The organism is Photorhabdus tasmaniensis (assembly GCF_011189505.1).
In the GTDB taxonomy this organism is placed as follows: domain Bacteria; phylum Pseudomonadota; class Gammaproteobacteria; order Enterobacterales; family Enterobacteriaceae; genus Photorhabdus; species Photorhabdus tasmaniensis.
Window position 1 is genome coordinate 41,580 of record NZ_PUJU01000030.1, and the last position, 20,170, is coordinate 61,749.

General features: G+C 42.9%; 23 protein-coding genes. 16 read left to right on the top strand and 7 right to left on the bottom strand.

The genetic code is table 11. The features are described from left to right. Positions 1 to 4: 4 nt before the first annotated feature. From C5471_RS14475 to C5471_RS14515, 9 genes are all read left to right on the top strand, one after another. A complete protein-coding gene (locus C5471_RS14475) occupies positions 5 to 124 on the top strand; it encodes a GpE family phage tail protein (protein WP_200905763.1) in 120 nt (39 codons plus the stop codon). Next, complete coding sequence (locus C5471_RS14480; protein WP_207627347.1) at positions 117 to 2,525, top strand: phage tail tape measure protein; 2,409 nt, start codon at positions 117 to 119, stop codon at positions 2,523 to 2,525. Before C5471_RS14475 ends, C5471_RS14480 begins: the two co-directional genes overlap by 8 nt. Before the next feature lie 2 nt (positions 2,526 to 2,527). Beyond that, positions 2,528 to 2,992, top strand: coding sequence for a phage tail protein (locus C5471_RS14485; RefSeq protein WP_133814101.1), 465 nt, complete (start codon positions 2,528 to 2,530; stop codon positions 2,990 to 2,992). Beyond that, positions 2,989 to 4,074, top strand: coding sequence for a phage late control D family protein (locus C5471_RS14490; protein WP_133814100.1), 1,086 nt, complete (start codon positions 2,989 to 2,991; stop codon positions 4,072 to 4,074). The genes C5471_RS14485 and C5471_RS14490 overlap by 4 nt, the downstream gene beginning before the upstream one ends. A gap of 76 nt (positions 4,075 to 4,150) precedes the next feature. Further along, positions 4,151 to 4,372, top strand: a complete 222-nt coding sequence (locus tag C5471_RS14495) for an ogr/Delta-like zinc finger family protein (protein ID WP_133814099.1) — start codon at positions 4,151 to 4,153, stop codon at positions 4,370 to 4,372. Positions 4,373 to 4,574: 202 nt separating this feature from the next. After that, positions 4,575 to 5,681 (top strand): aspartate-semialdehyde dehydrogenase, encoded by a 1,107-nt coding sequence (asd, locus tag C5471_RS14500; protein WP_133814268.1) that lies wholly within the window; start codon positions 4,575 to 4,577, stop codon positions 5,679 to 5,681. Positions 5,682 to 5,856: 175 nt separating this feature from the next. Continuing rightward, a complete protein-coding gene (locus C5471_RS14505) occupies positions 5,857 to 6,612 on the top strand; it encodes a DUF4225 domain-containing protein (protein WP_133814098.1) in 756 nt (251 codons plus the stop codon). After that, a complete protein-coding gene (locus C5471_RS14510) occupies positions 6,612 to 6,926 on the top strand; it encodes a hypothetical protein (protein ID WP_133814097.1) in 315 nt (104 codons plus the stop codon). The genes C5471_RS14505 and C5471_RS14510 overlap by 1 nt, the downstream gene beginning before the upstream one ends. A gap of 130 nt (positions 6,927 to 7,056) precedes the next feature. After that, entirely contained in the window at positions 7,057 to 7,374 is a 318-nt protein-coding gene (locus tag C5471_RS14515; protein ID WP_133814096.1) for a hypothetical protein, read from the top strand. A gap of 40 nt (positions 7,375 to 7,414) precedes the next feature. Here the strand turns inward: C5471_RS14515 and C5471_RS14520 are convergent, their stop codons facing one another. From C5471_RS14520 to C5471_RS24860, 6 genes are all read right to left on the bottom strand, one after another. Next, on the bottom strand, positions 7,415 to 7,894 hold the full coding sequence (locus C5471_RS14520; protein WP_046974571.1) for an Hcp family type VI secretion system effector: 480 nt from the start codon (positions 7,892 to 7,894) through the stop codon (positions 7,415 to 7,417). A 139-nt stretch (positions 7,895 to 8,033) separates the two neighbouring features. After that, the gene (gene gyrB, locus C5471_RS14525; protein ID WP_133814095.1) at positions 8,034 to 10,448 is read right to left on the bottom strand and encodes a DNA topoisomerase (ATP-hydrolyzing) subunit B; all 2,415 of its coding nucleotides are present in this window, start codon (positions 10,446 to 10,448) and stop codon (positions 8,034 to 8,036) included. 19 nt (positions 10,449 to 10,467) lie between these two features. Next, a complete protein-coding gene (recF, locus tag C5471_RS14530; protein ID WP_133814094.1) occupies positions 10,468 to 11,559 on the bottom strand; it encodes a DNA replication/repair protein RecF in 1,092 nt (363 codons plus the stop codon). A 21-nt stretch (positions 11,560 to 11,580) separates the two neighbouring features. Beyond that, positions 11,581 to 12,681: a DNA polymerase III subunit beta gene (gene dnaN, locus C5471_RS14535; protein WP_133814093.1), complete on the bottom strand. Its 1,101-nt coding sequence runs from the start codon at positions 12,679 to 12,681 to the stop codon at positions 11,581 to 11,583. Positions 12,682 to 12,685: 4 nt separating this feature from the next. Further along, complete coding sequence (dnaA, locus tag C5471_RS14540; RefSeq protein WP_166296037.1) at positions 12,686 to 14,074, bottom strand: chromosomal replication initiator protein DnaA; 1,389 nt, start codon at positions 14,072 to 14,074, stop codon at positions 12,686 to 12,688. Between the two features lie 381 nt (positions 14,075 to 14,455). Continuing rightward, positions 14,456 to 14,587, bottom strand: coding sequence for a hypothetical protein (locus C5471_RS24860; RefSeq protein WP_278250162.1), 132 nt, complete (start codon positions 14,585 to 14,587; stop codon positions 14,456 to 14,458). A 178-nt stretch (positions 14,588 to 14,765) separates the two neighbouring features. Between C5471_RS24860 and rpmH the strand changes: the two genes are divergently transcribed. The 5 genes from rpmH to mnmE all read left to right on the top strand — a co-directional run bounded on the left by rpmH (position 14,766) and on the right by mnmE (position 18,613). Further along, positions 14,766 to 14,906, top strand: coding sequence for a 50S ribosomal protein L34 (rpmH, locus tag C5471_RS14545; protein ID WP_036845347.1), 141 nt, complete (start codon positions 14,766 to 14,768; stop codon positions 14,904 to 14,906). Positions 14,907 to 14,922: 16 nt separating this feature from the next. Further along, positions 14,923 to 15,282, top strand: coding sequence for a ribonuclease P protein component (gene rnpA, locus C5471_RS14550; protein ID WP_133814092.1), 360 nt, complete (start codon positions 14,923 to 14,925; stop codon positions 15,280 to 15,282). Then, positions 15,246 to 15,506 carry a membrane protein insertion efficiency factor YidD gene (gene yidD / locus C5471_RS14555; RefSeq protein ID WP_133814091.1) on the top strand — a complete coding sequence of 87 codons (261 nt, stop codon included), beginning with the start codon at positions 15,246 to 15,248 and terminating at the stop codon, positions 15,504 to 15,506. Before rnpA ends, yidD begins: the two co-directional genes overlap by 37 nt. Before the next feature lie 2 nt (positions 15,507 to 15,508). Beyond that, positions 15,509 to 17,149 (top strand): membrane protein insertase YidC, encoded by a 1,641-nt coding sequence (gene yidC / locus C5471_RS14560; RefSeq protein WP_133814090.1) that lies wholly within the window; start codon positions 15,509 to 15,511, stop codon positions 17,147 to 17,149. Between the two features lie 99 nt (positions 17,150 to 17,248). Next, entirely contained in the window at positions 17,249 to 18,613 is a 1,365-nt protein-coding gene (mnmE, locus tag C5471_RS14565; RefSeq protein WP_133814089.1) for a tRNA uridine-5-carboxymethylaminomethyl(34) synthesis GTPase MnmE, read from the top strand. On the opposite strand, the gene C5471_RS14570 is transcribed toward mnmE, so the two are convergent. Beyond that, positions 18,558 to 19,130: a dienelactone hydrolase family protein gene (locus tag C5471_RS14570; protein ID WP_133814088.1), complete on the bottom strand. Its 573-nt coding sequence runs from the start codon at positions 19,128 to 19,130 to the stop codon at positions 18,558 to 18,560. The genes mnmE and C5471_RS14570 overlap by 56 nt on opposite strands. A gap of 350 nt (positions 19,131 to 19,480) precedes the next feature. On the opposite strand from C5471_RS14570, the gene C5471_RS14575 reads away from it, so the two are divergent. Beyond that, complete coding sequence (locus C5471_RS14575) at positions 19,481 to 19,663, top strand: hypothetical protein (protein WP_207627350.1); 183 nt, start codon at positions 19,481 to 19,483, stop codon at positions 19,661 to 19,663. Between the two features lie 137 nt (positions 19,664 to 19,800). Beyond that, positions 19,801 to 20,170, top strand: a 370-nt coding sequence (locus C5471_RS14580) for an Rpn family recombination-promoting nuclease/putative transposase (RefSeq protein ID WP_166296040.1), incomplete at its 3' end; no start/stop codon positions are given.

Genomic DNA, 20,170 nt, shown 5'->3' on the forward strand with positions numbered 1-20,170 from the left:
CTTGGTGGCAGATATTGCCACCGTTTTCCACTGGTCTCCGGCAGTGACAAGTGAAATGTCATTGACGGAATTACTGGACTGGCGACATCGGGCCATCTTACGAAGTGGTGCAGAAAATGAGTAATACACAGTCACAGCTTAAATGGGTAATACAGTCCGTTAATAAGCTGACCAGCGTTTTGAAATCCGCACAGCAAAATAATAAAAGGTTGGCGGATTCCATCCGGCAAAACCGTGGTGAACTCAAGCAGTTAAATCAGACTTGGGAAGCAATTAAACCTTATTCTGTTTCTGAATATGCGCAGGAAACTGCGCATGACAGTAGTAAAAAGGAAGAGAGTCGCTATAGCAAAACTAAAGATCTTCGTGATCGTATTAGCCAGCATGGTGCTAATGCAAAATCGGCAGGTGTTAAGATACTGACAACCAGCAAAAACTTTTTAATGCCAGGTTACGATCTTAATGCTCAAATGGCCAAAATTCGGGTACAAACTAATATTGAAAAAAATTCTCCTGAATATGCCATGTTGCTCAATCAAAGTCGTGAGTTGAGCAAAAGTACCGGAATTGATGCTAGCAAAATTGCGCAAGGGCAGAGTCTTTATGCCTCTGCTGGTTATTCCCCTGCTCAGATAAAGAATATGATGCCCGGTACGATATCAATGTCACAGGCTAGTGGTGCAGATTTCGCCGCTACCATTGATATTGGCACTAATGTGCTGGAAGGGTTCAAATTACAATCTGAAGAGATGAGCCGTGTGAGTGATGTTTTAACGGCAACGTTGACTGGTTCAAAAACGACGTTGGCGGCATTGGGTGACACCATGAAATTTGTTGCGCCGACCGCTTCTTCTTTGGGGATTGATATTGAAACAGTTGCTGCTGCTACCAGAAAGCTGAGTGATGTCAATATCAAAGGAAGTGAAGCTGGAGAGGCTCTGAGCCGTGTACTAGGACGATTGGCTGAACCACCTAAAGTTGCCGCCGCCGCATTGAAACAACTCGATATTAAAACCCGTGATGCTAAAGGTAATTTACGGCAATTACCGGACATCCTTGCTGAACTGGATAGTAAAACCCGGTCAATGAATAGCGAGCAACGTACGAGTTATTTCACGGCAATTGGTGGTGAAAATGCATCTCCAGCTTTGGATGTGCTGGTGAATCAAGCAGGACAGGGAGGATTACAGGCTTTTATCGCCGAACTAAAAAGTGCTCAAGGTGAATCTCAAAAAGTGGCATCTGTAATGACTAATAACCTCACCGGTGATATCCAAAAGCTTAATGCCGCCTGGAGTGATCTGGGGGTACAGATGTTTTCCGGCGTAGAAGGTCCTTTAAGGGGAGTGACTCAGCAAGCAACAAATGTGGTTAATAAAGTCGGTGAGTGGATGAAGGCCAACCCACGTTTGGCTGCAATGCTTGCGACTATCACGATGGTAGTCGGAGGGATGTTAACTGTTTTCGGCGCATTGGCACAGGCGATCGCTTCAATATTACTTCCATTAGCGGTAGCGAAATATAGCCTTACCCTCTTTGGTGGTACTGGTGTGAGAGCGCTGGGGTTTGTCGGCAATGCGCTGAAAATGTTGGGAAGTACCATGATGATTGTTGGTCGCCTGATGATGGCTAACCCAATCCTCGCCATTATTGGTTTGATTTCTATGGCGGCTGTTTATATTTGGCAAAACTGGGAAACATTGGGGCCGAAATTTTCTCAGCTTTGGGAAAATATTAAAACCAACCTAAGTGAGAAATGGGAATCCATTAAACAGAGTGTTCTGCAAACCTGGGAGAATATTAAAACTAATATCAGTAATGCCTGGGAATCCGTTAAACAGAACACATTGGAAACTTGGGAAAATATTAGAATATCGATTTCGGATAAATGGAATGAAATTATTACCGGTATAATGAATTTGCCCAATCAGTTTAAAGAGTTTGGCATCGAGATAGTTAATGGTTTGCTGGATGGGATTAATGAAAAATGGGAAGCGTTGAAAAAGAAATTGACTTCATTGTCTGATTATATTCCTGACTGGATGCGGCCATGGGAAGATGCTTCAAAAGGCGTCAGTAATAATATGAATCCTAATGTCAGTTCAATTCTGCCTAAACATGACAGAGGGGGAATTATTCCCGTTGGAGGATTTGGTATTGTTGGCGAATACGGACCAGAGATTGTCGCAGGGCCTGTCAATGTCATTAGCCGACGGCAGACTGCCAGACTTGCTGCTGCTGCCGCATTTTCGTTAAGCGTGATGACACCCTCTGTGGCTGCTAGAACAGCACCGTTGCATACTCAGAGTTTACCGGCTCATGCTTATTCACAGATTCAGGAAAAGGTGGACAGACGCCAAATACAGTACCGCAATGAATCGCCGGTCTATCATATAAATATCTATGGTGCACCGGGGCAATCTGCGCAGGATATTGCCGCAATGGTTAGGCGCGAACTGGATGATCGGGAACGTAAACAGCAAGCTCGTTTACGCAGTTCATTCTCTGATAGAGGAGAATTCTAATTATGATGGCTGCACTGGGTTTATTTGTTTTTATGTTAAAAACGACGCCATATCAGAGTCTGCAACATCAACAGTCATGGCGACATGCTTTTAATAGCCGTATCGGGATACGGCCTGCTTGGCAATTTTTGGGACCGGATAATGACACTATGACACTTTCCGGCTCGTTATATCCCGAAATTACAGGTGGTCGTTTGTCATTGGTGGCTTTACAAGTTATGGCTGATAGCGGTAAAGCGTGGTCCTTTATAGATGGCAGTGGCACGATTTACGGCATGTTTGTGATTGAAAGTATTGATCAGACAAAAACTGAATTTATGTCGGATGGTGCTGCGCGCAAAATTGATTTCACTTTAACATTACGGCGAGTTGATAGTGCTCTGGGTGAAATGTTCGGTGATCTTCAGGATCAATTCTCAATGATTACAGACAATTTGGCAGGTAGAGTCAGGGAGGTATTGCCATGATGTCTGAATTTGACTGGGTTACCGAAAAGGGCAATACACCGGCATTTCTTCTGGAAATTGATAATAAAGATATCAGCGGGCGCATTCAATCGCGCCTGATATCACTGACGATGACGGATAATCGCGGTTTTGAGGCCGATCAGCTTGATATTGAATTGGATGATGCCGATGGCACCTTGATGCTGCCTTCCCGAGGTAATGTGATTTCATTGGCATTGGGTTGGCAGGGGCAGTCATTGATTGGTAAAGGGCGTTTTACTGTGGATGAAATTGGGCACAGTGGAGCGCCGGATAAATTAACTATCCGCGCCCGTAGTGCTGATTTCCGTGAATCTCTCAATATGAGACGTGAAAAATCTTATCATGAGAAAACGATTGGTGAGATTGTTCATACTATTGCTGCCAGAAATAACCTTACTGCTGATTTACATGAGGATATAGCGAAGGTATTTATTAATCATATTGATCAGACTAATGAGTCTGATGGTAGTTTTCTTACTCGCTTGGCGAAACAGGAAGGAGCAATTGCCTCAGTAAAAAATGGCAAGTTGATATTCATTCGGCAAGGGCAGAATAAAACAGCCAGCGGTGAGGTTATCCCTGCATTAGTGATCACGCGTCAGTCAGGGGACAGCCACAATTTTACTCTCTCTGACCGTGAGGCTTATACCGGTGTGGTGGCAAACTGGCTGAATACCCGTAAGCCGGAGGAAAAACATACTGTAGCCATTGAACGAAAAAACCAGAAAAATTCTGATAGATCAAATTCCTATCTGGTAGGTAGTAAAGATAACGTACTGGAACTTCCTCGTGTTTATGCTGATGAAGACAGCGCTAAACGTGCTGCAAAAGTTGTCTGGGAAAAAATGCAACGTGGGGCTGCGACATTTTCAATTCAACTGGCTCGGGGACGTGCCGATCTCTACCCTGAAATACCCATAAAAGTGACTGGTTTTAAATCAGAAATAGATGCTGCGGAATGGACATTAACGACGGTCATCCACACGATGAATGGATCGGGGGGAGGTTTTACAACAGCACTGACTCTGGAATTAAAAATTGATGATCTCGATATGAAATAATTATTTTTAAAATAAGACCTTATTGCTATATTGTTCGCATGATGAGAGCTCATGTTTTAGTTAAGGGTAGAGAAATATGATCAAGTGTCCTCTTTGTGGTAAAGCTGCTCATGCACGCAGTAGCTTTGAGCATTCTAGTCAGACAAAAGAACGTTATAACCAGTGTCAAAACATCAATTGTGGTGCAACTTTCGTTAGCCATGAAACGTTTGTCCGTTTTATTTCCAAGCCGGGTGAAGTGATAAGCGTTAAGCCACATCCCAAAGAAAAGCCTAAAACTCAACTGAATTTGGCTTGAAGATTAGAAGTGGGTTGCAGATGTGTGCCACCGATAATAGGTGGCTTTTATTGTGTGCCGGACTTGTTATGCTCCTCAATTAACTACGTTGCTCAATATCTCGTGAATAGTGAATAAATTCACTTGCGTCCCCGGTCATATTTTGTCAGCTTTAGTGTAATCAGAATATCTTATCAACACTCACCAAAGCAGGACAATAATGATGAAAAATGTGGGTTTTATCGGCTGGCGCGGTATGGTTGGCTCAGTATTAATGCAACGTATGATTGAAGAACGGGATTTTGATATTATTCATCCTGCATTCTTCACGACATCACAACATGGGCAGACTGCACCTGATTTTACCGGTCAACAGGGTACCTTACAGAATGCTTTCGATATTGAGGCTCTTAGTGTTCTGGACATTATTATTAGTTGTCAGGGTGGCGATTATACCAATGAGGTTTATCCGAAGTTAAGAGCAACGGGTTGGCAGGGATATTGGATTGATGCGTCATCAGCGCTGCGTATGAATGATGATTCCATCATTATTCTTGATCCGGTCAATCATGCTCATATTCAGGAAGGTCTTAATAAAGGTATAAAAACTTTTGTTGGTGGTAATTGTACTGTTAGCTTAATGCTGATGTCTCTGGGCGGTTTGTTTGCTAATGATTTGGTTGAATGGGCTTCTGTTGCGACTTATCAGGCAGCTTCTGGTGCCGGTGCCCGTCATATGCGCGAATTACTGGTTCAGATGGGTTCTTTGCATACTCAGGTAGCAAAAGAGTTGCAGGATCCGGCATCTGCTATCCTGGATATTGAAAGAAAGGTAACAGATTTCACCCGTAGCGGTTCTTTACCAACAGACCAATTTGGTGTACCACTGGCAGGTAGTTTGATCCCATGGATTGATAAACAGCTTGATAACGGCCAGAGCCGTGAAGAGTGGAAAGGGCAGGCAGAAACCAACAAGATCCTCAATACCGGTAATAAGATTATTACCGTTGATGGCTTGTGTGTACGTATCGGAGCTTTACGTTGCCACAGCCAAGCATTTACTTTGAAATTGAAAAAAGATATTCCGATTCCTGAAATTGAGCAATTACTGGCTGCGCATAATGACTGGGTAACAGTGATCCCAAATGATCGTGAGCTGAGTATGCGGGAATTGACCCCGGCAGCGGTAACAGGCACGTTGAATACTCCTGTGGGGCGCTTACGCAAGTTGAATATGGGCCCGGAATATTTATCTGCTTTTACAGTAGGTGACCAATTGTTGTGGGGAGCAGCAGAGCCTCTGCGTCGTATGCTACGTATTCTGGCTTAATCATTTTAATCTATTTAGTTATGTAAAAATCCACTCGTTATTCGGGTGGATTTCTCTATATAGCATTTGATGGTTTTGTTGGTTGTTTCTTTATTGGTTTATTTTTGTTATATTTCATAAATTATATTTATGGTTTGTATCTGCCTGGTAAATCATTTTTATGGAGATGACGGGAATGGAACAAGATAAGCTACTGAGTTTAAAAGTAAGAGAATTAAGAGAGCTGGCAAGAACGTTATCTTTTCGCTATATCAGTCATAGTAAAATTAAAATAGATTTTAATTCAGATGTAAATGTTTTCATAGAGGATATATTGGGACAGGTTCGTGTTCATTGTTTATCTTCAAGTGGTGCAATTGAGTTTATCCAATTTGAAATAGATCACCTGAAAGAGCAAGTTTTCTATTTAACAGCAAATAGAGTAAAGCAATATGCAATAATTGAAAGGGAAAAAGAGAAATCAAGTTATGCTAATCTTATATTAAAACAGATCGGATTTGTTGGTGGTGGTACTCAGGTTCTTGCGGGTTACACAGTCTGTGAGGCTTCTTTAGGGTTAGCATGTGCTTCATTCGGTGCTCCATTAATGGCTCATGGATACAATAACGTTGTTGAAAATGGATATTATTTACTGTACAGAGAAAATATTAATGGTGGTGTCAGAGAAGGATACAGGTATATTGCTAACAAAATCGGTTTAAGTGATAAAGATGTAGATATTGCTTATGCAACTGTTGATTTAGCTCTTTCAGGTTATGGTGCTTTTAGAAAGGTTTTGAAGCCAAGAGAGAAGTCATGGAAGTTATTCAGAAATATAGATAATGATTTTATCAGAGGGTGGAGAGAAATGGGAACTGTGAGCTTAACTACAGAAGGTATCGTTGATAGTTCTACAATTTTGAGTATTTATCAGTTACAAGAGGATAAATAATGAATTATATCGATGTTACAATTTCCACTCAATCTACTTGGCAGGATATTTTTCTGTACTATCTTTTATCATTAGCACTTTTGTTTTTTCTTTTTTTCATGAAAATGACCATAGAGAAAAGAAGAAGTTATATTCTCTCTGTTCTTGGTTTTTTTATTATAGTAATGTTAGGTTCAATTCAATTGTTTATTGTTAAATATGGTGGTTATCATGAGATTATATCAATGTTTATTAATTTAAATAGTGAGATAATTAGAGTGGGTAGTGTAATGTTTTCTGTTTTATATGCTTGCATGTTGCCAAGAAAATATTGAAATTATTTTTAGATCAGATGCTTATGAAATTAATTTGTTAATGGATATGATAAGCTTAAAATAACTATTTGATTACTGAAAAAATTATAATATTCTATTTTGAGTATTTGTTTATTAAGATAGGAAAAATATGGATTATATCGATGTTATAATTTCTACCAAACCAACTTGGTGGGATATTTCTCTTTATTACATTATGTCTTTAGTTGTTTTTATCTCATTTTATTTTATAAAAAAGATTGTGGACAAAAAAGGTAATTATATTTTGTATGTTTTTGTTTCTATTTTAATAATTATATTTGGTTATATACAACTATTTGTTGTTGGCCTTAATGAGCACCATGATTTTATATCGAAATTCATTAATTTAAATAGTGAAGAGATTAAAATAGGAAGTATGATATTCTCTATTTTATATGCTTTGGTCCTACCGAAAAAAGTTCATTAATGAAACAAGGCGTGAAATTAAAACGCCTTGTTTCGCTATTTTAATAAATTCTGTCATCCCAAATACTATAACCGCCAGTACCTGCGATAAGGTGATTCCAGGTAATGTTTGTATATTTTAACGAAATACTTTCCTGTGGTGGAAGCTCATTATGATTCAATGAATGCGGATGTAAAACACTTATCTCAGTGATTGTGGCACCAGTGATCTTTATATTGTAATAACGTTCTTGAGCACCATTTGAATTAGTTCGGTAAAAATCAATAGAGCATTCAAGAGACTCATTATCCGAAATAGCAACACCAAGTAATGGTGATGATTTGTCGATGGGTTTTTGGATAACAATGGGTTGATGATCGACGTTTTGAGCCCGTGTTATCGCATGGCTTAGGCTATAAACTAATATCTGATCGAAGTGGTTTGCTTGATATTTATTACCAATAGAATCAACAGAAGAACATCCAGCTGATATTAACCCTTGTTTTTTTCCCTTCACCGTCATGTAAATCATGTCAGCCATATTATATCCTTAGATTATATTTAAGTTATGTTTTACAGAAACATTAGATAAATTACACTTTATTGGTTATAAATAACAGATAAAAAAACGCTCATAGAGAATAAATATGAGCGCTTTGGAAGATTGTCAAGAATAGCAATTAGATATCAATATTGGCCGCTTTCAGAGCGTTCTCTTCAATAAATGCACGGCGAGGTTCAACAGCATCACCCATCAGGGTTGTGAACAGTTGATCAGTTGCAATAGCATCTTTTACTGTCACACGCATCATACGGCGGGTTTCCGGGTTCATGGTTGTTTCCCATAACTGCTCAGGGTTCATTTCTCCCAGACCTTTGTAACGTTGTATGGACAGACCACGACGTGACTCTTTGGTTAACCAGTTCAGAGCCTGCTCAAAATCAGAGACAGGTTGGCGGCGTTCACCACGCTCAATATAAGCGTCTTCTTCGATCAAATTGGCAAGTTTGTCGCCCAATTGGGTAATACGATGGTATTCACCACCGTGGACAAAATCGAAGTCCAGTAGATAGTCAGTATCAACACCATGTGTACGAACACACAGAACGGGTTCGTGCATTTGGCGCTCACGATTTTCATGGAGGCGATAGTTGTAGCTGCTGCTGTTTTGTTCACGGTCATTCAGACGAGTGACCAACGTTTTAATCCATTCTTCAACTTTGACCTTATCAGACAGCTTTTCTTCGGTTAGCTTTGGATGATAAATCAGATTGTTTAATAAACTTAGTGGGTACAGGCGCTCCATACGTTTAATGATTTTCTGCACGCCATTGAATTCTGTCACCAGTTTTTCCAGTGGTTCCCCTTTCAGGGCTGGGGCGTGTTTGCTGGTGTAAAGTGATGCGCCATCCAATGCAATGGACAGTTGGTACTCATCCATCGCTTCATCATCTTTAATGTATTGTTCTTGTTTGCCTTTTTTCACTTTATACAGTGGCGGTTGCGCAATAAATACATGACCACGTTCAATGATTTCTGGCATTTGACGATAGAAGAAAGTCAGCAACAGAGTACGGATATGAGAACCATCGACATCCGCATCCGTCATGATGATAATACTGTGATAACGCAGCTTATCCGGGTTGTATTCGTCACGGCCAATACCGCAACCTAACGCAGTGATCAAGGTTGCGACTTCCTGAGAAGAGAGCATCTTATCGAAACGCGCTTTTTCAACGTTCAGGATTTTACCTTTCAGTGGCAAGATTGCCTGATTTTTACGGTTACGCCCCTGTTTTGCGGAACCGCCCGCAGAGTCCCCTTCCACTAAGTAGAGTTCGGACAGCGCAGGGTCACGCTCCTGGCAATCTGCCAGTTTGCCAGGCAGACCGGCCAGATCAAGCGCTCCTTTGCGACGTGTCATTTCGCGTGCTTTACGAGCTGCTTCACGAGCGCGGGCCGCGTCGATAATTTTGCCGACGACGGTTTTGGCGTCATTTGGATTTTCCAGCAGGTATTCCACCAGCTTCTCGTTCATCAGTGTTTCAACTGCTGTTTTCACTTCGGAAGAAACCAGTTTGTCTTTGGTCTGAGAAGAGAATTTTGGATCAGGGACTTTAACGGAAATAACCGCGACCAAACCCTCACGGGCATCATCACCGGTGGCACTGACTTTAGATTTCTTGTTATACCCTTCTTTGTCCATATAGCTGTTGAGGGTACGGGTCATTGCGGTACGGAAACCCACTAAGTGAGTACCGCCATCACGTTGCGGGATGTTGTTGGTAAAGCAGTAAATATTTTCCTGGAAACCATCGTTCCACTGCAAGGCAACTTCAACACCGATGCTATCTTTTTCTGTTGAAAAATAGAAAACATTGGGATGGATTGGTGTTTTGTTTTTATTTAAGAATTCAACAAACGCTTTAATACCACCTTCATAATGGAAGTGATCTTCAATATTGGTGCGCTTATCAAGCAGGCGGATAGATACACCTGAATTCAGAAAGGACAGTTCACGCAGACGTTTAGCCAGAATGTCGTGCTGGAATTCAGTGTTGTTACTGAAAGTATCCATGCTCGGCCAAAAGCGGACACGAGTACCAGTCTGTTCGGTTTCACCGACAACTTTTAGTGGGCTTTGCGGCACACCAAGGTGATAAGTCTGTTCATGAACTTTGCCATCACGGCGGATAACCAGTTCCAGCTTTTCAGACAAGGCGTTAACAACAGAAACCCCTACGCCGTGCAAGCCGCCGGAAACTTTATAAGAGTTATCATCGAATTTCCCCCCCGCGTGCAGCACCGTCATAATAACTTCGGCTGCTGAAACACCTTCTTCTTCGTGTATACCGGTAGGGATACCGCGGCCATCATCCTGTACGGAGACAGAGTTATCAGCATGGATAGTGACGATAACTTCACTACAGTGGCCTGCGAGGGCTTCGTCGATAGCGTTGTCGACAACCTCGAAGACCATGTGGTGTAAGCCGGTACCATCGTCTGTATCACCGATATACATGCCCGGACGTTTACGAACCGCATCCAGCCCTTTTAATACCTTGATACTTGAGGAGTCATATGTATTCGACATCAACGTTTCTCGCTCATTTTTAATCCTGTGGTTGAACCTCTATTTTGCCATTTTCCACGCGAAACATCCTGCTATTTCCATCAAGCATATCGGTTACCTGACCAGGGCTTATCGCACTAACAAAGACCTGAGCTTGCGTGGATTTTAGACGTTCGGCCAGTAACTGACGACGGCCGGCATCCAGTTCGGAGGCAAAATCATCAAGCAGATACAGACATTGTTGTCCGCTCTGTCGGGTGAAATATTCACCCTGTGCTAGCCGCAGTGCACACATCAGCAATTTTAATTGACCGCGGGATAACATATCTTCTACTGGCGTTCCTTCCGCACGGATGCGCAGATCTGCCTTATGCGGGCCGGAAGCCGTGTAGGTTAATACTCTGTCACGCTCAAACTGGCGTTCCAGTAATTCAGCGTAATCACTCTCTTTGTCCCATCCCTGTTGGAAAGAGAAACTCAATATAAATTCGGGTAAGAACTGTTTACAGGTATCAGCAATATCCTGAGTGATGTTTGTAACATATTCAGTTCTCCACTGGTTTATCTGATTAGCCAGGGGCGCTAGTTCTTGATCCCAGGGCCGTATCTGGCTGTAGCGAGTAACTTGTCGCAGTGCTGCATTGCGTTGTTTAAGCAGTCGTTTCAAGTTTACCCAGGCAGAAAAAAAACGTGGCTCATTGTGGAAACAACCCCAGTCAATAAAGGCCCGGCGATACTTTGGCCCGCCATTTAACAGGGTGAATCCTTCCGGGGTAATAAGCTGCATAGGCAGCATCTTGGCGAGTTCTGAAATTTTACCGCCATCATTGCCATCAATTCTAACTTTGCTATCGCCATGACGGTTTTTGCTCAGACCGATAGATAGTTCCCGTTCATTCTTCTGTTGTCCTAGTCGTCCATGCAAAACAAATTCATCACAGTTATGGCGGATGACTCGCCCAGCCTGAATGCTGCGGAAAGAGCGCCCGTGACCCAGAGTATAAATCGCTTCCAGTACACTGGTTTTGCCGCTGCCATTAGAACCAACCAGAAAATTAAATCCGGTAGCCAGAGGCAAATCTGCGGCGGCGATATTACGAAAATCGCGGATAAGTAAACGCGTAAGAGTCATATACCTGAAATGTAAATCCTGTTACAGGCGCATTGGCATCACGACATAAGCCGCATTGTGGTTGGCACAGTCTTCTATCTGAACACTGGAAATAGCGTCGGTCAGCAGTAAACGAACCTCTTCACATCTTAATGTGTTGAGTACGTCCAGAACATAACTGACATTAAAACCTATTTCCATTTCAGTACCTTGATAGCTGACATCGACAATCTCTTCGGCTTCTTCCTGTTCAGGGTTATTTGCTGTGATTTTTAGCTGGTTCTCACTAAAATAGAGGCGAACTCCGCGGAATTTCTCATTAGAGAGAATTGCCGCACGTGAAAAAGCCTGTTTCAGCATATCGCAACTGGCTTCCAGGGTTTTATCCGGGCTTTTCGGTAATACGCGACGATAATCAGGGAAACGCCCATCGACCAGTTTAGAGGTGAAAATAAAGTCGCCAACGTGGGCACGAATATTGTTACTGCCGATTTGTAACTGTAACGGCGTATCGCCGCCATCCAGTAATCTCATCAGCTCAATCACGCCTTTACGTGGCACGATCACCGAATGGGAAGGCAGATTTTGACCAATTCCCATAGAGCAGACTGCCAGACGGTGACCATCCGTTGCCACTGTCCGCAGTTCTTCGCCTTCGGTTTCAAACAACATACCGTTGAGGTAATAGCGGACGTCCTGATGAGCCATTGAGAACTGCGTCGATTCAATAAGACGTTTCAGTGTGGCTTGTGGCAGCGAAAACTCCACTTCACTTTGCCAGTCGTCAAGATTTGGAAAATCAGCAGCGGGCAATGTAGAAAGCGAAAAACGACTGCGGCCGGAGCGTACCAGCAGGCGGTCTCCATCCAGTTCCACACTGATTTCGGCACCATCCGGCAAACCGCGCCAGATATCAAAGAATTTACGTGCCGGTACAGTGGTTGCACCTGCTTCGTGTGGCAATGAAAGCGCGACACGCGCCATCATTTCCATTTCTAAATCTGTGCCGGTCAACAGTAGAGAACCTTCTGTGACCTGTAATAATAAATTACCCAGAATCGGCAGAGTAGGGCGCCCGCCCAGTGGGCTGCTGACCTGTTGCAGAGGTTTTAACAATTGCTCACGTTCGATGATAAATTTCATAGCGCTAGGAAGACAATGTTCTGATTAAGTTAGAAAAATCCTCTTTGATGTCATGACTTTCTTCGCGCAGTTGCTCGATTTTACGACAAGCGTGCAGCACGGTTGTGTGGTCACGTCCACCAAAGGCATCCCCGATTTCAGGCAAGCTGTGATTGGTTAACTCTTTCGCCAGCGCCATTGCCATTTGCCTTGGTCGGGCAACGGAACGGGAACGCCGTTTGGAAAGTAAATCAGCCACCTTGATTTTATAATACTCAGCGACTGTTTTCTGAATATTATCAATGGTAACCAGTTTTTCTTGCAGTGCTAACAAGTCACGTAATGCTTCACGTACAAAATCAATAGTAATCGCTCGGCCGGTAAAATTGGCATTCGCTATTACCCTGTTCAATGCGCCTTCAAGCTCGCGGACATTAGAACGCAGGCGTTTGGCTATAAAGAAAGCGACTTCTCCTGGCAACTGGATTTCGTTTTCGTCCGCTTTTTTCATCAAAATAGCGACACGGGTTTCCAGTTCCGGTGGTTCAATAGCAACGGTTAGCCCCCAGCCAAAACGGGATTTTAACCGATCTTCTACCCCATTGATCTCTTTTGGATAGCGATCTGATGTTAGAATAATCTGTTGATTACCTTCCAGTAATGCATTGAACGTATGAAAGAACTCTTCCTGAGAACGCTCTTTATTGGCAAAAAACTGAATATCATCGATCAGTAACGCATCGACAGAGCGGTAATAGCGTTTGAACTCTTCTATTGCATTGTTTTGTAATGCTTTGACCATATCCTGAACAAAACGTTCAGAATGCATATAAACCACCTTGGCGTTTGCCTTACGTGCCATAATACTGTTACCTACGGCATGTAATAAGTGGGTTTTACCCAAACCTGTACCACCATAAAGGAATAGTGGATTGTAGGCACCACCGGGGTTATCGGCTACCTGTCTTGCGGCAGCGCGGGCAAGCTGGTTGGATTTACCTTCAACAAAGTTATCAAAATTATGTTTGGGATTAACATTAGAGCGGTAAGACAGCTCTGGTTGTACCGCAGAGTTATCCCAACTGGGACGTACTGAGGCGCTCTGTGGTGCAGGTGTAACCGGTGTATGAGCAACAACCCTCTGTGGTCGGCTGTCGTTTTGGGAAACAGGTTTATTGCCAACTTCGAAACGTAATAACGGTACTTCTGCTCCACAAAAGTCATTCAACAACCCATTGATATTGTTGATATACTTTTCTCTTACCCAATCCAGAACAAACCGATTTGGGGCATAAAGTGCCAGAGTGTTACCACTTAGCTCGGCCTGAAGGGGGCGTATCCACATACTGAATTCTGTGGCAGGTAACTCATCCTGCAATCGGGCAAGACATTGCTGCCAAAGCGAAAGTGACACGGCGGACTCCCCTAAAACAAGGCCAATTAACAATTAAAGAAATCGGAGTGGTTAGCTCATTAATATTGGGTACAAAACAACGATTCCTTCAAGGCAGGGAAGGATCAATTGTCATGTTTATGGCGATTTTTAATGTCATCGCTCACCCATGATCCGCAGATAAGATCCAGATCATGACCTGCGATCATAGCGCAAAAGACGATATAGATCTTCATTCTTTTACACAGTTTAAGCGCTTTTTATCCACAGGTTAAAATTGCCTGTGAAATAAAGGGCTGTAAAAGGTGCTTTAATGTGGTTATGGCATATATCAAACAAAGATCGAGGATAAGCCGATATTTAAGACAAAACCGGACCTATGATCATAATAGAAAACGAAGATCAACGGGTGATCATTGCGCTTTGCTCAACAGTCCGTATAATATTGCACCCTGCGTGCAATGCCAGAGTTTTTTGCCGGTAGTAGCTGGTGAGGGGTTCCGGTGTAAGCACGGGCAGGTTGTTGGTAAACATTCAACTCAGTAGAAAAGCCGGCCGGCTTGTGTCATGCCAATTGACTCATAGCTGTACATTTTATTACAATCCCGCTTCTTTATATTGATGTTGCGATTGAGGCATCGGTGTCTACTTCTCACTGGTTGCCAACGCGTTTACTGAATCAGTAATAATTTTAAGTTAGGTAGAAATCGCTATGAAACGCACTTTCCAACCGTCCGTACTGAAGCGTAACCGTTCTCACGGCTTCCGCACTCGTATGGCCACCAAAAATGGTCGTCAGGTTCTGGCTCGCCGTCGTGCAAAAGGCCGTGCTCGTCTGACCGTTTCTAAGTAATAAAGCTAACCATCTAGTGGTTACGCTCGCTTTTCCGAGGGAGTTACGCTTGTTAACTCCCAAGAATTTCACTTATGTTTTCCAGCAACCCCAACGGGCAAGTTCACCAGAGATTACTATCCTTGGTCGCCTTAATGAGCTGGGGCATCCCCGTATCGGTCTTACTATAGCCAAAAAAAATGTTAAACGTGCTCATGAGCGTAACCGGATTAAGAGGTTGGCCCGTGAGAGTTTTCGTTTGAACCAACATAATTTGCCTCCTATGGATTTTGTGGTATTGGTTAAGAAAGGGGTTGCTGAGCTTGATAACCGTGAGTTAACGGAAGCTTTGGGTAAATTATGGCGTCGTCACTGTCGCTTGGCTCGCGCTTCCTGATCGCATTAATCCGAGGATACCAGTTAGTGATAAGTCCACTGCTGGGACCTCGTTGTCGTTTCAATCCTACGTGTTCTCAATATGGAATTGAGGCGCTGCGCAGGTTTGGGATGATAAAAGGCGGTTGGTTAACGGTGAAACGCATATTAAAATGCCATCCTTTACACGAAGGTGGTGATGATCCTGTCCCACCTGAAAAAAACAACGATAACAGAGAACACTAACGATGGATTCGCAACGTAATCTTCTTCTCATCGCTTTGCTGTTCGTTTCTTTCTTGGTCTGGCAAGCATGGGAAGCAGATAAAAATCCGCAACCAACTACAGTACAGGCCACGCAACAAACGGATATGCCTAGCAGTGAGAATCAGGCAGTGCCAGGCAGTGGAAAAGGTAAACTGATCACGGTTAAAACTGATGTGCTCTCTTTGACCATCAATACTCGTGGCGGTGATATTGAAGAGGCTGACTTGTTAGCCCATCCTGATACCCTGGGTTCAAGCAACCCATTTAAATTACTGGAAACAACATCTGCTTTCACTTATCAGGCACAAAGTGGGTTGACGGGTAAAGATGGCCCGGATAACCCGGCAAATAGTGAGCGCCCGCTGTATACCGCAGCACAGGATAGCTATGTATTGGCGGATGGGCAGGATGAATTACGTATCCCAATGAATTTCGTCGCTAAAGATGGCGTTGTTTATGTCAAAACATTTGTTTTAAAACGTGGTGCATACGCGATTAGTGTGGATTATCGCATTCATAACACGACAGAAAACCCGTTGCAGATGACCTTTTTTGGTCAACTGAAACAGAATGTTGAATTGCCAAAACATCGTGATACCGGCAGCAATAACTTTGCATTGCATACTTACCGTGGTGCGGCTTATTCTTCAGACGAAACTAAATATAAAAAATACAGCTTTAGCGATATTGAAAGTGAACCGTTATCCGTCACCACTAAAGGCGGTTGGATTGCAATGTTACAGCAATATTTTGCTACGGCCTGGGTGCCCGCTGCTAATGAAACCAGCACTTTCTATACTGCCGCATTAGGTAAAGAGATGGCTGCGATTGGTTATAAAAGTGCGCCAATCTCTGTTGCCGCTAATAGTGAAAAAACGATCGCTTCTACGCTGTGGATTGGCCCGGAAATTCAAGATGAAATGGCTGCTGTAGCACCTCATCTGGATCTGTCCGTGGACTATGGCTGGTTGTGGTTTATTTCTCAGCCGTTATTTAAGTTGTTGAAATTCTTGCATGGTTTCATCGGTAACTGGGGCTTCTCCATTATCGTTATTACCTTTATCGTGCGTGGTATCATGTACCCGCTGACCAAAGCGCAATATACTTCAATGGCGAAAATGCGCCTGTTGCAGCCTAAATTAGCGGCTATGCGTGAGCGTATTGGTGATGATAAACAGCGCATGAGCCAGGAAATGATGGCGTTGTATAAAACGGAGAAAGTGAACCCACTGGGTGGTTGTTTGCCTCTGTTGATCCAGATGCCAATCTTTCTTGCTCTGTATTACATGCTGATGGGTTCTGTTGAATTGCGTCATGCACCGTTCGCTGGCTGGATTAATGACTTGTCTGCACAGGATCCTTATTACATCCTGCCATTGCTGATGGGTGTGACCATGTTCGTCATCCAGAAAATGTCGCCGACAACAATCACTGACCCGATGCAGCAGAAGATTATGACCTACATGCCTGTCATGTTCACCATCTTCTTCCTGTGGTTCCCGTCAGGTCTGGTTCTGTACTATATCGTCAGTAACCTGGTGACCATTATTCAGCAGCAACTGATTTATCGTGGGCTGGAAAAACGTGGTCTGCATAGCCGCGAGAAAAAGCCTGCGAAATAAAATATAGCTTTAGTCAGAACGCGTTCTGGCAGTTATAACAGAAAAGGCGGTCATTGGCCGCCTTAACTATTTGAGCTAAAAAGCAAAAGAGAGATAACCATGAATACCACTGATACGATTGTCGCTCAGGCTACCCCACCAGGACGGGGTGGTGTTGGCATTTTACGCGTTTCCGGCCAGAAAGCAGCACAAGTGGCTGAGGTGGTATTAGGGAAATTACCCAAACCCCGTTATGTAGATTATCTGCCATTTCGTGATGCAGATGGCAGTGTGCTTGATCAGGGGATTGCTCTTTATTTTCCTAGTCCCAACTCCTTTACCGGGGAAGATGTACTGGAGCTTCAGGGACATGGCGGGCCGGTTATTCTCGATTTACTGCTGAAACGTATTCTGACTTTGCCTGGTGTGCGAATCGCTAATCCGGGTGAATTTTCTGAGCGTGCTTTTCTTAATGACAAACTGGATCTGGCTCAGGCGGAGGCCATTGCTGACCTGATTGATGCCAGTTCGGAGCAAGCTGCTCGTTCTGCGCTGAATTCCTTACAGGGTGCCTTTTCCGATCAGATTCATCAGATGGTGGAAGCACTTACTCACTTGCGGATCTATGTGGAAGCCGCTATTGATTTTCCAGATGAAGAGATCGACTTTCTTTCTGATGGAAAAATCGAAGCCAATCTGGATGAAGTGATGGTTGAACTTGAGCGCGTACGTTCTCAGGCTCGCCAAGGTAGCCTTTTGCGTGAGGGGATGAAAGTCGTTATCGCTGGTCGCCCTAATGCAGGGAAATCCAGTCTGCTTAATGCACTGGCAGGCCGTGAAGCGGCAATTGTGACCGATATTGCGGGCACGACCCGTGATGTGTTGCGTGAACATATCCATATTGACGGTATGCCGTTACATATCATTGATACTGCGGGGCTGCGTGAAGCCAGTGACGAAGTGGAACGTATTGGTATTGAGCGTGCATGGCAGGAGATTGAACAGGCTGATCGTGTACTGTTTATGGTGGACAGTACGACAACCGATGCGGCTGAGCCGGTGGAAATCTGGCCTGAATTTATGGCTCGTCTGCCTGAATCACTTCCTATCACCGTCGTTCGTAATAAAACGGATATGACAGATGAAAAGGTGGATATTACTAAAGTAAGTGGTTACTCACTAATCCGTCTTTCTGCCCGTAGTGGTGAAGGAATAGATTTACTGCGCGATCATTTGAAAGAAACGATGGGTTTCAACAGCAATACGGAAGGTGGCTTTCTGGCCCGTCGTCGCCATTTACAGGCATTAAATACTGCGGCAGAGCATCTACAACAAGGCTATGAACAGCTGGTGGTTGCCCGTTCAGGTGAATTGCTGGCGGAAGAGCTACGTTTGGCACAACAGGCACTGAGCGAGATCACCGGTGAGTTTACCTCTGATGATCTGTTGGGCAGGATTTTTTCGAGTTTTTGTATTGGGAAGTGAGTTGTAAAAATGCTTTGTTTATTAACCCAATGGCAATATTACAACCATTGGGGTTTGATATTTCTGAGTGTGCGCAATCTACCAACTCTACGGTTATTCTGTCGGCGCATTTTAACTTGTCGATAAAGTATTTTTCATCGTTGGAGAAAAACAACGATGTCGATTTTACTGGTTTCACATCCAGGTAATCGCGGATACGTGAACCAAAGATGCAAATAAAATTCTGAACTGGTAAATTTCTGTCATTAGAAAGTCGCCATGCTACAGTCGCGCCGATACTGAATCCAACCAGTATCACTGGAGTATTGATGTATGTAAGGGCATCCCTTACTTTGTATGTATATTCATCTATTGATGAAACGCTATGAAAATATTCGTACATCGCTTCTTGATTATTTGACGTTTCATTTTCTTTTTCATAAGGGGAAATGATTGACACATCACCACCTAAACGTTTTGCAATTAATTTTATGTGCTCTGAAACTCCATGAATATCCGTTAAAAATATAAATTTCATTTAATTATCATTAGATCAATGACGTAGAAGACTAAGGTGTACGATTTAATCATATAACTAAGTTGATGTTGTATGATTTATTGAATAATAAGTTATTGTAGTTAATTTTATATTAATATAAAATTTCTTGTTGACTTCATTGTTATGGAGTTAATTGAATCGAATTTTCATTATCTCTTTACTTAATTCATTATAAGTATAAAATTTTTTTCATATAATTTAAAGTTGTTAATCATTATTGCCTTAATAACCTCTGGTTTATTGACTGCTTGGTTATAAGGTTCTTGCTGTTATGTTTAACTATGAGATTTTTATAAATTTTACAGATTACATTTACCGGGAATCCTACTTTGAAAACACAAATTATTATTCAGTCTGCTGGACAGAGACCTGATTTAAAAGATACCGCCGATGGGATTATTTATCATAACTGGCCTTTGTTTATGCAGAATTCTCCAATGGGATATGAGTATTGGAACGAATTATTTAAGCCAGACTTTAGCAGTTTTCAACAATTTGCTATTTTAACCTGAACTTTGCTTAAGAAGGAAATTAAAGTCTCTGAGATGCGATCTACGTTTTTGTCAAAGAACATTCAAAACATCACAGTCCGCTCGATTTCTTGCTTAATATTTCTTCAATATAAAAGAAAATATGCTACCATTCGCCGATGAAGAGAAAAAATACACCAATGCTACATGACGCTGTTTTTAAACAGTTTTTAGGTCATATTGATACGGCCAGAGACTTTCTGGAGATACATTTGCCCGCGACATTACGGGCCGTTTGTGATCTGGATACACTGCGGTTGGAGTCCGGATCGTTTATTGAAGACAATCTGCGGGCGCATTATTCCGACATTTTGTATTCATTGAAAACGGTGCAGGGTGAAGGTTATGTGTATTGCGTGATTGAACACCAGAGTTCCCCGGATAAGATGATGGCATTCCGGTTGATGCGTTACAGTATTTCAGCCATGCAACGGCATCTGGAGCAGGGGCATGAAAAATTACCGCTGGTCATTCCGATGTTGTTCTATC

Excerpts from the sequence above, each read along its gene's own strand:
- C5471_RS14480 (WP_207627347.1), top strand. The coding sequence starts at position 117 with ATGAGTAATACACAGTCACAGCTTAAATGGGTAATACAGTCCGTTAAT.
- C5471_RS14485 (WP_133814101.1), top strand. The coding sequence starts at position 2,528 with ATGATGGCTGCACTGGGTTTATTTGTTTTTATGTTAAAAACGACGCCA.
- C5471_RS14490 (WP_133814100.1), top strand. The coding sequence starts at position 2,989 with ATGATGTCTGAATTTGACTGGGTTACCGAAAAGGGCAATACACCGGCA.
- C5471_RS14495 (WP_133814099.1), top strand. The coding sequence starts at position 4,151 with ATGATCAAGTGTCCTCTTTGTGGTAAAGCTGCTCATGCACGCAGTAGC.
- asd (WP_133814268.1), top strand. The coding sequence starts at position 4,575 with ATGAAAAATGTGGGTTTTATCGGCTGGCGCGGTATGGTTGGCTCAGTA.
- C5471_RS14505 (WP_133814098.1), top strand. The coding sequence starts at position 5,857 with ATGGAACAAGATAAGCTACTGAGTTTAAAAGTAAGAGAATTAAGAGAG.
- C5471_RS14510 (WP_133814097.1), top strand. The coding sequence starts at position 6,612 with ATGAATTATATCGATGTTACAATTTCCACTCAATCTACTTGGCAGGAT.
- C5471_RS14515 (WP_133814096.1), top strand. The coding sequence starts at position 7,057 with ATGGATTATATCGATGTTATAATTTCTACCAAACCAACTTGGTGGGAT.
- C5471_RS14520 (WP_046974571.1), bottom strand. The coding sequence starts at position 7,894 with ATGGCTGACATGATTTACATGACGGTGAAGGGAAAAAAACAAGGGTTA.
- gyrB (WP_133814095.1), bottom strand. The coding sequence starts at position 10,448 with ATGTCGAATACATATGACTCCTCAAGTATCAAGGTATTAAAAGGGCTG.
- recF (WP_133814094.1), bottom strand. The coding sequence starts at position 11,559 with ATGACTCTTACGCGTTTACTTATCCGCGATTTTCGTAATATCGCCGCC.
- dnaN (WP_133814093.1), bottom strand. The coding sequence starts at position 12,681 with ATGAAATTTATCATCGAACGTGAGCAATTGTTAAAACCTCTGCAACAG.
- C5471_RS24860 (WP_278250162.1), bottom strand. The coding sequence starts at position 14,587 with ATGTTTACCAACAACCTGCCCGTGCTTACACCGGAACCCCTCACCAGC.
- rpmH (WP_036845347.1), top strand. The coding sequence starts at position 14,766 with ATGAAACGCACTTTCCAACCGTCCGTACTGAAGCGTAACCGTTCTCAC.
- yidD (WP_133814091.1), top strand. The coding sequence starts at position 15,246 with ATGGCGTCGTCACTGTCGCTTGGCTCGCGCTTCCTGATCGCATTAATC.
- yidC (WP_133814090.1), top strand. The coding sequence starts at position 15,509 with ATGGATTCGCAACGTAATCTTCTTCTCATCGCTTTGCTGTTCGTTTCT.
- mnmE (WP_133814089.1), top strand. The coding sequence starts at position 17,249 with ATGAATACCACTGATACGATTGTCGCTCAGGCTACCCCACCAGGACGG.
- C5471_RS14570 (WP_133814088.1), bottom strand. The coding sequence starts at position 19,130 with ATGAAATTTATATTTTTAACGGATATTCATGGAGTTTCAGAGCACATA.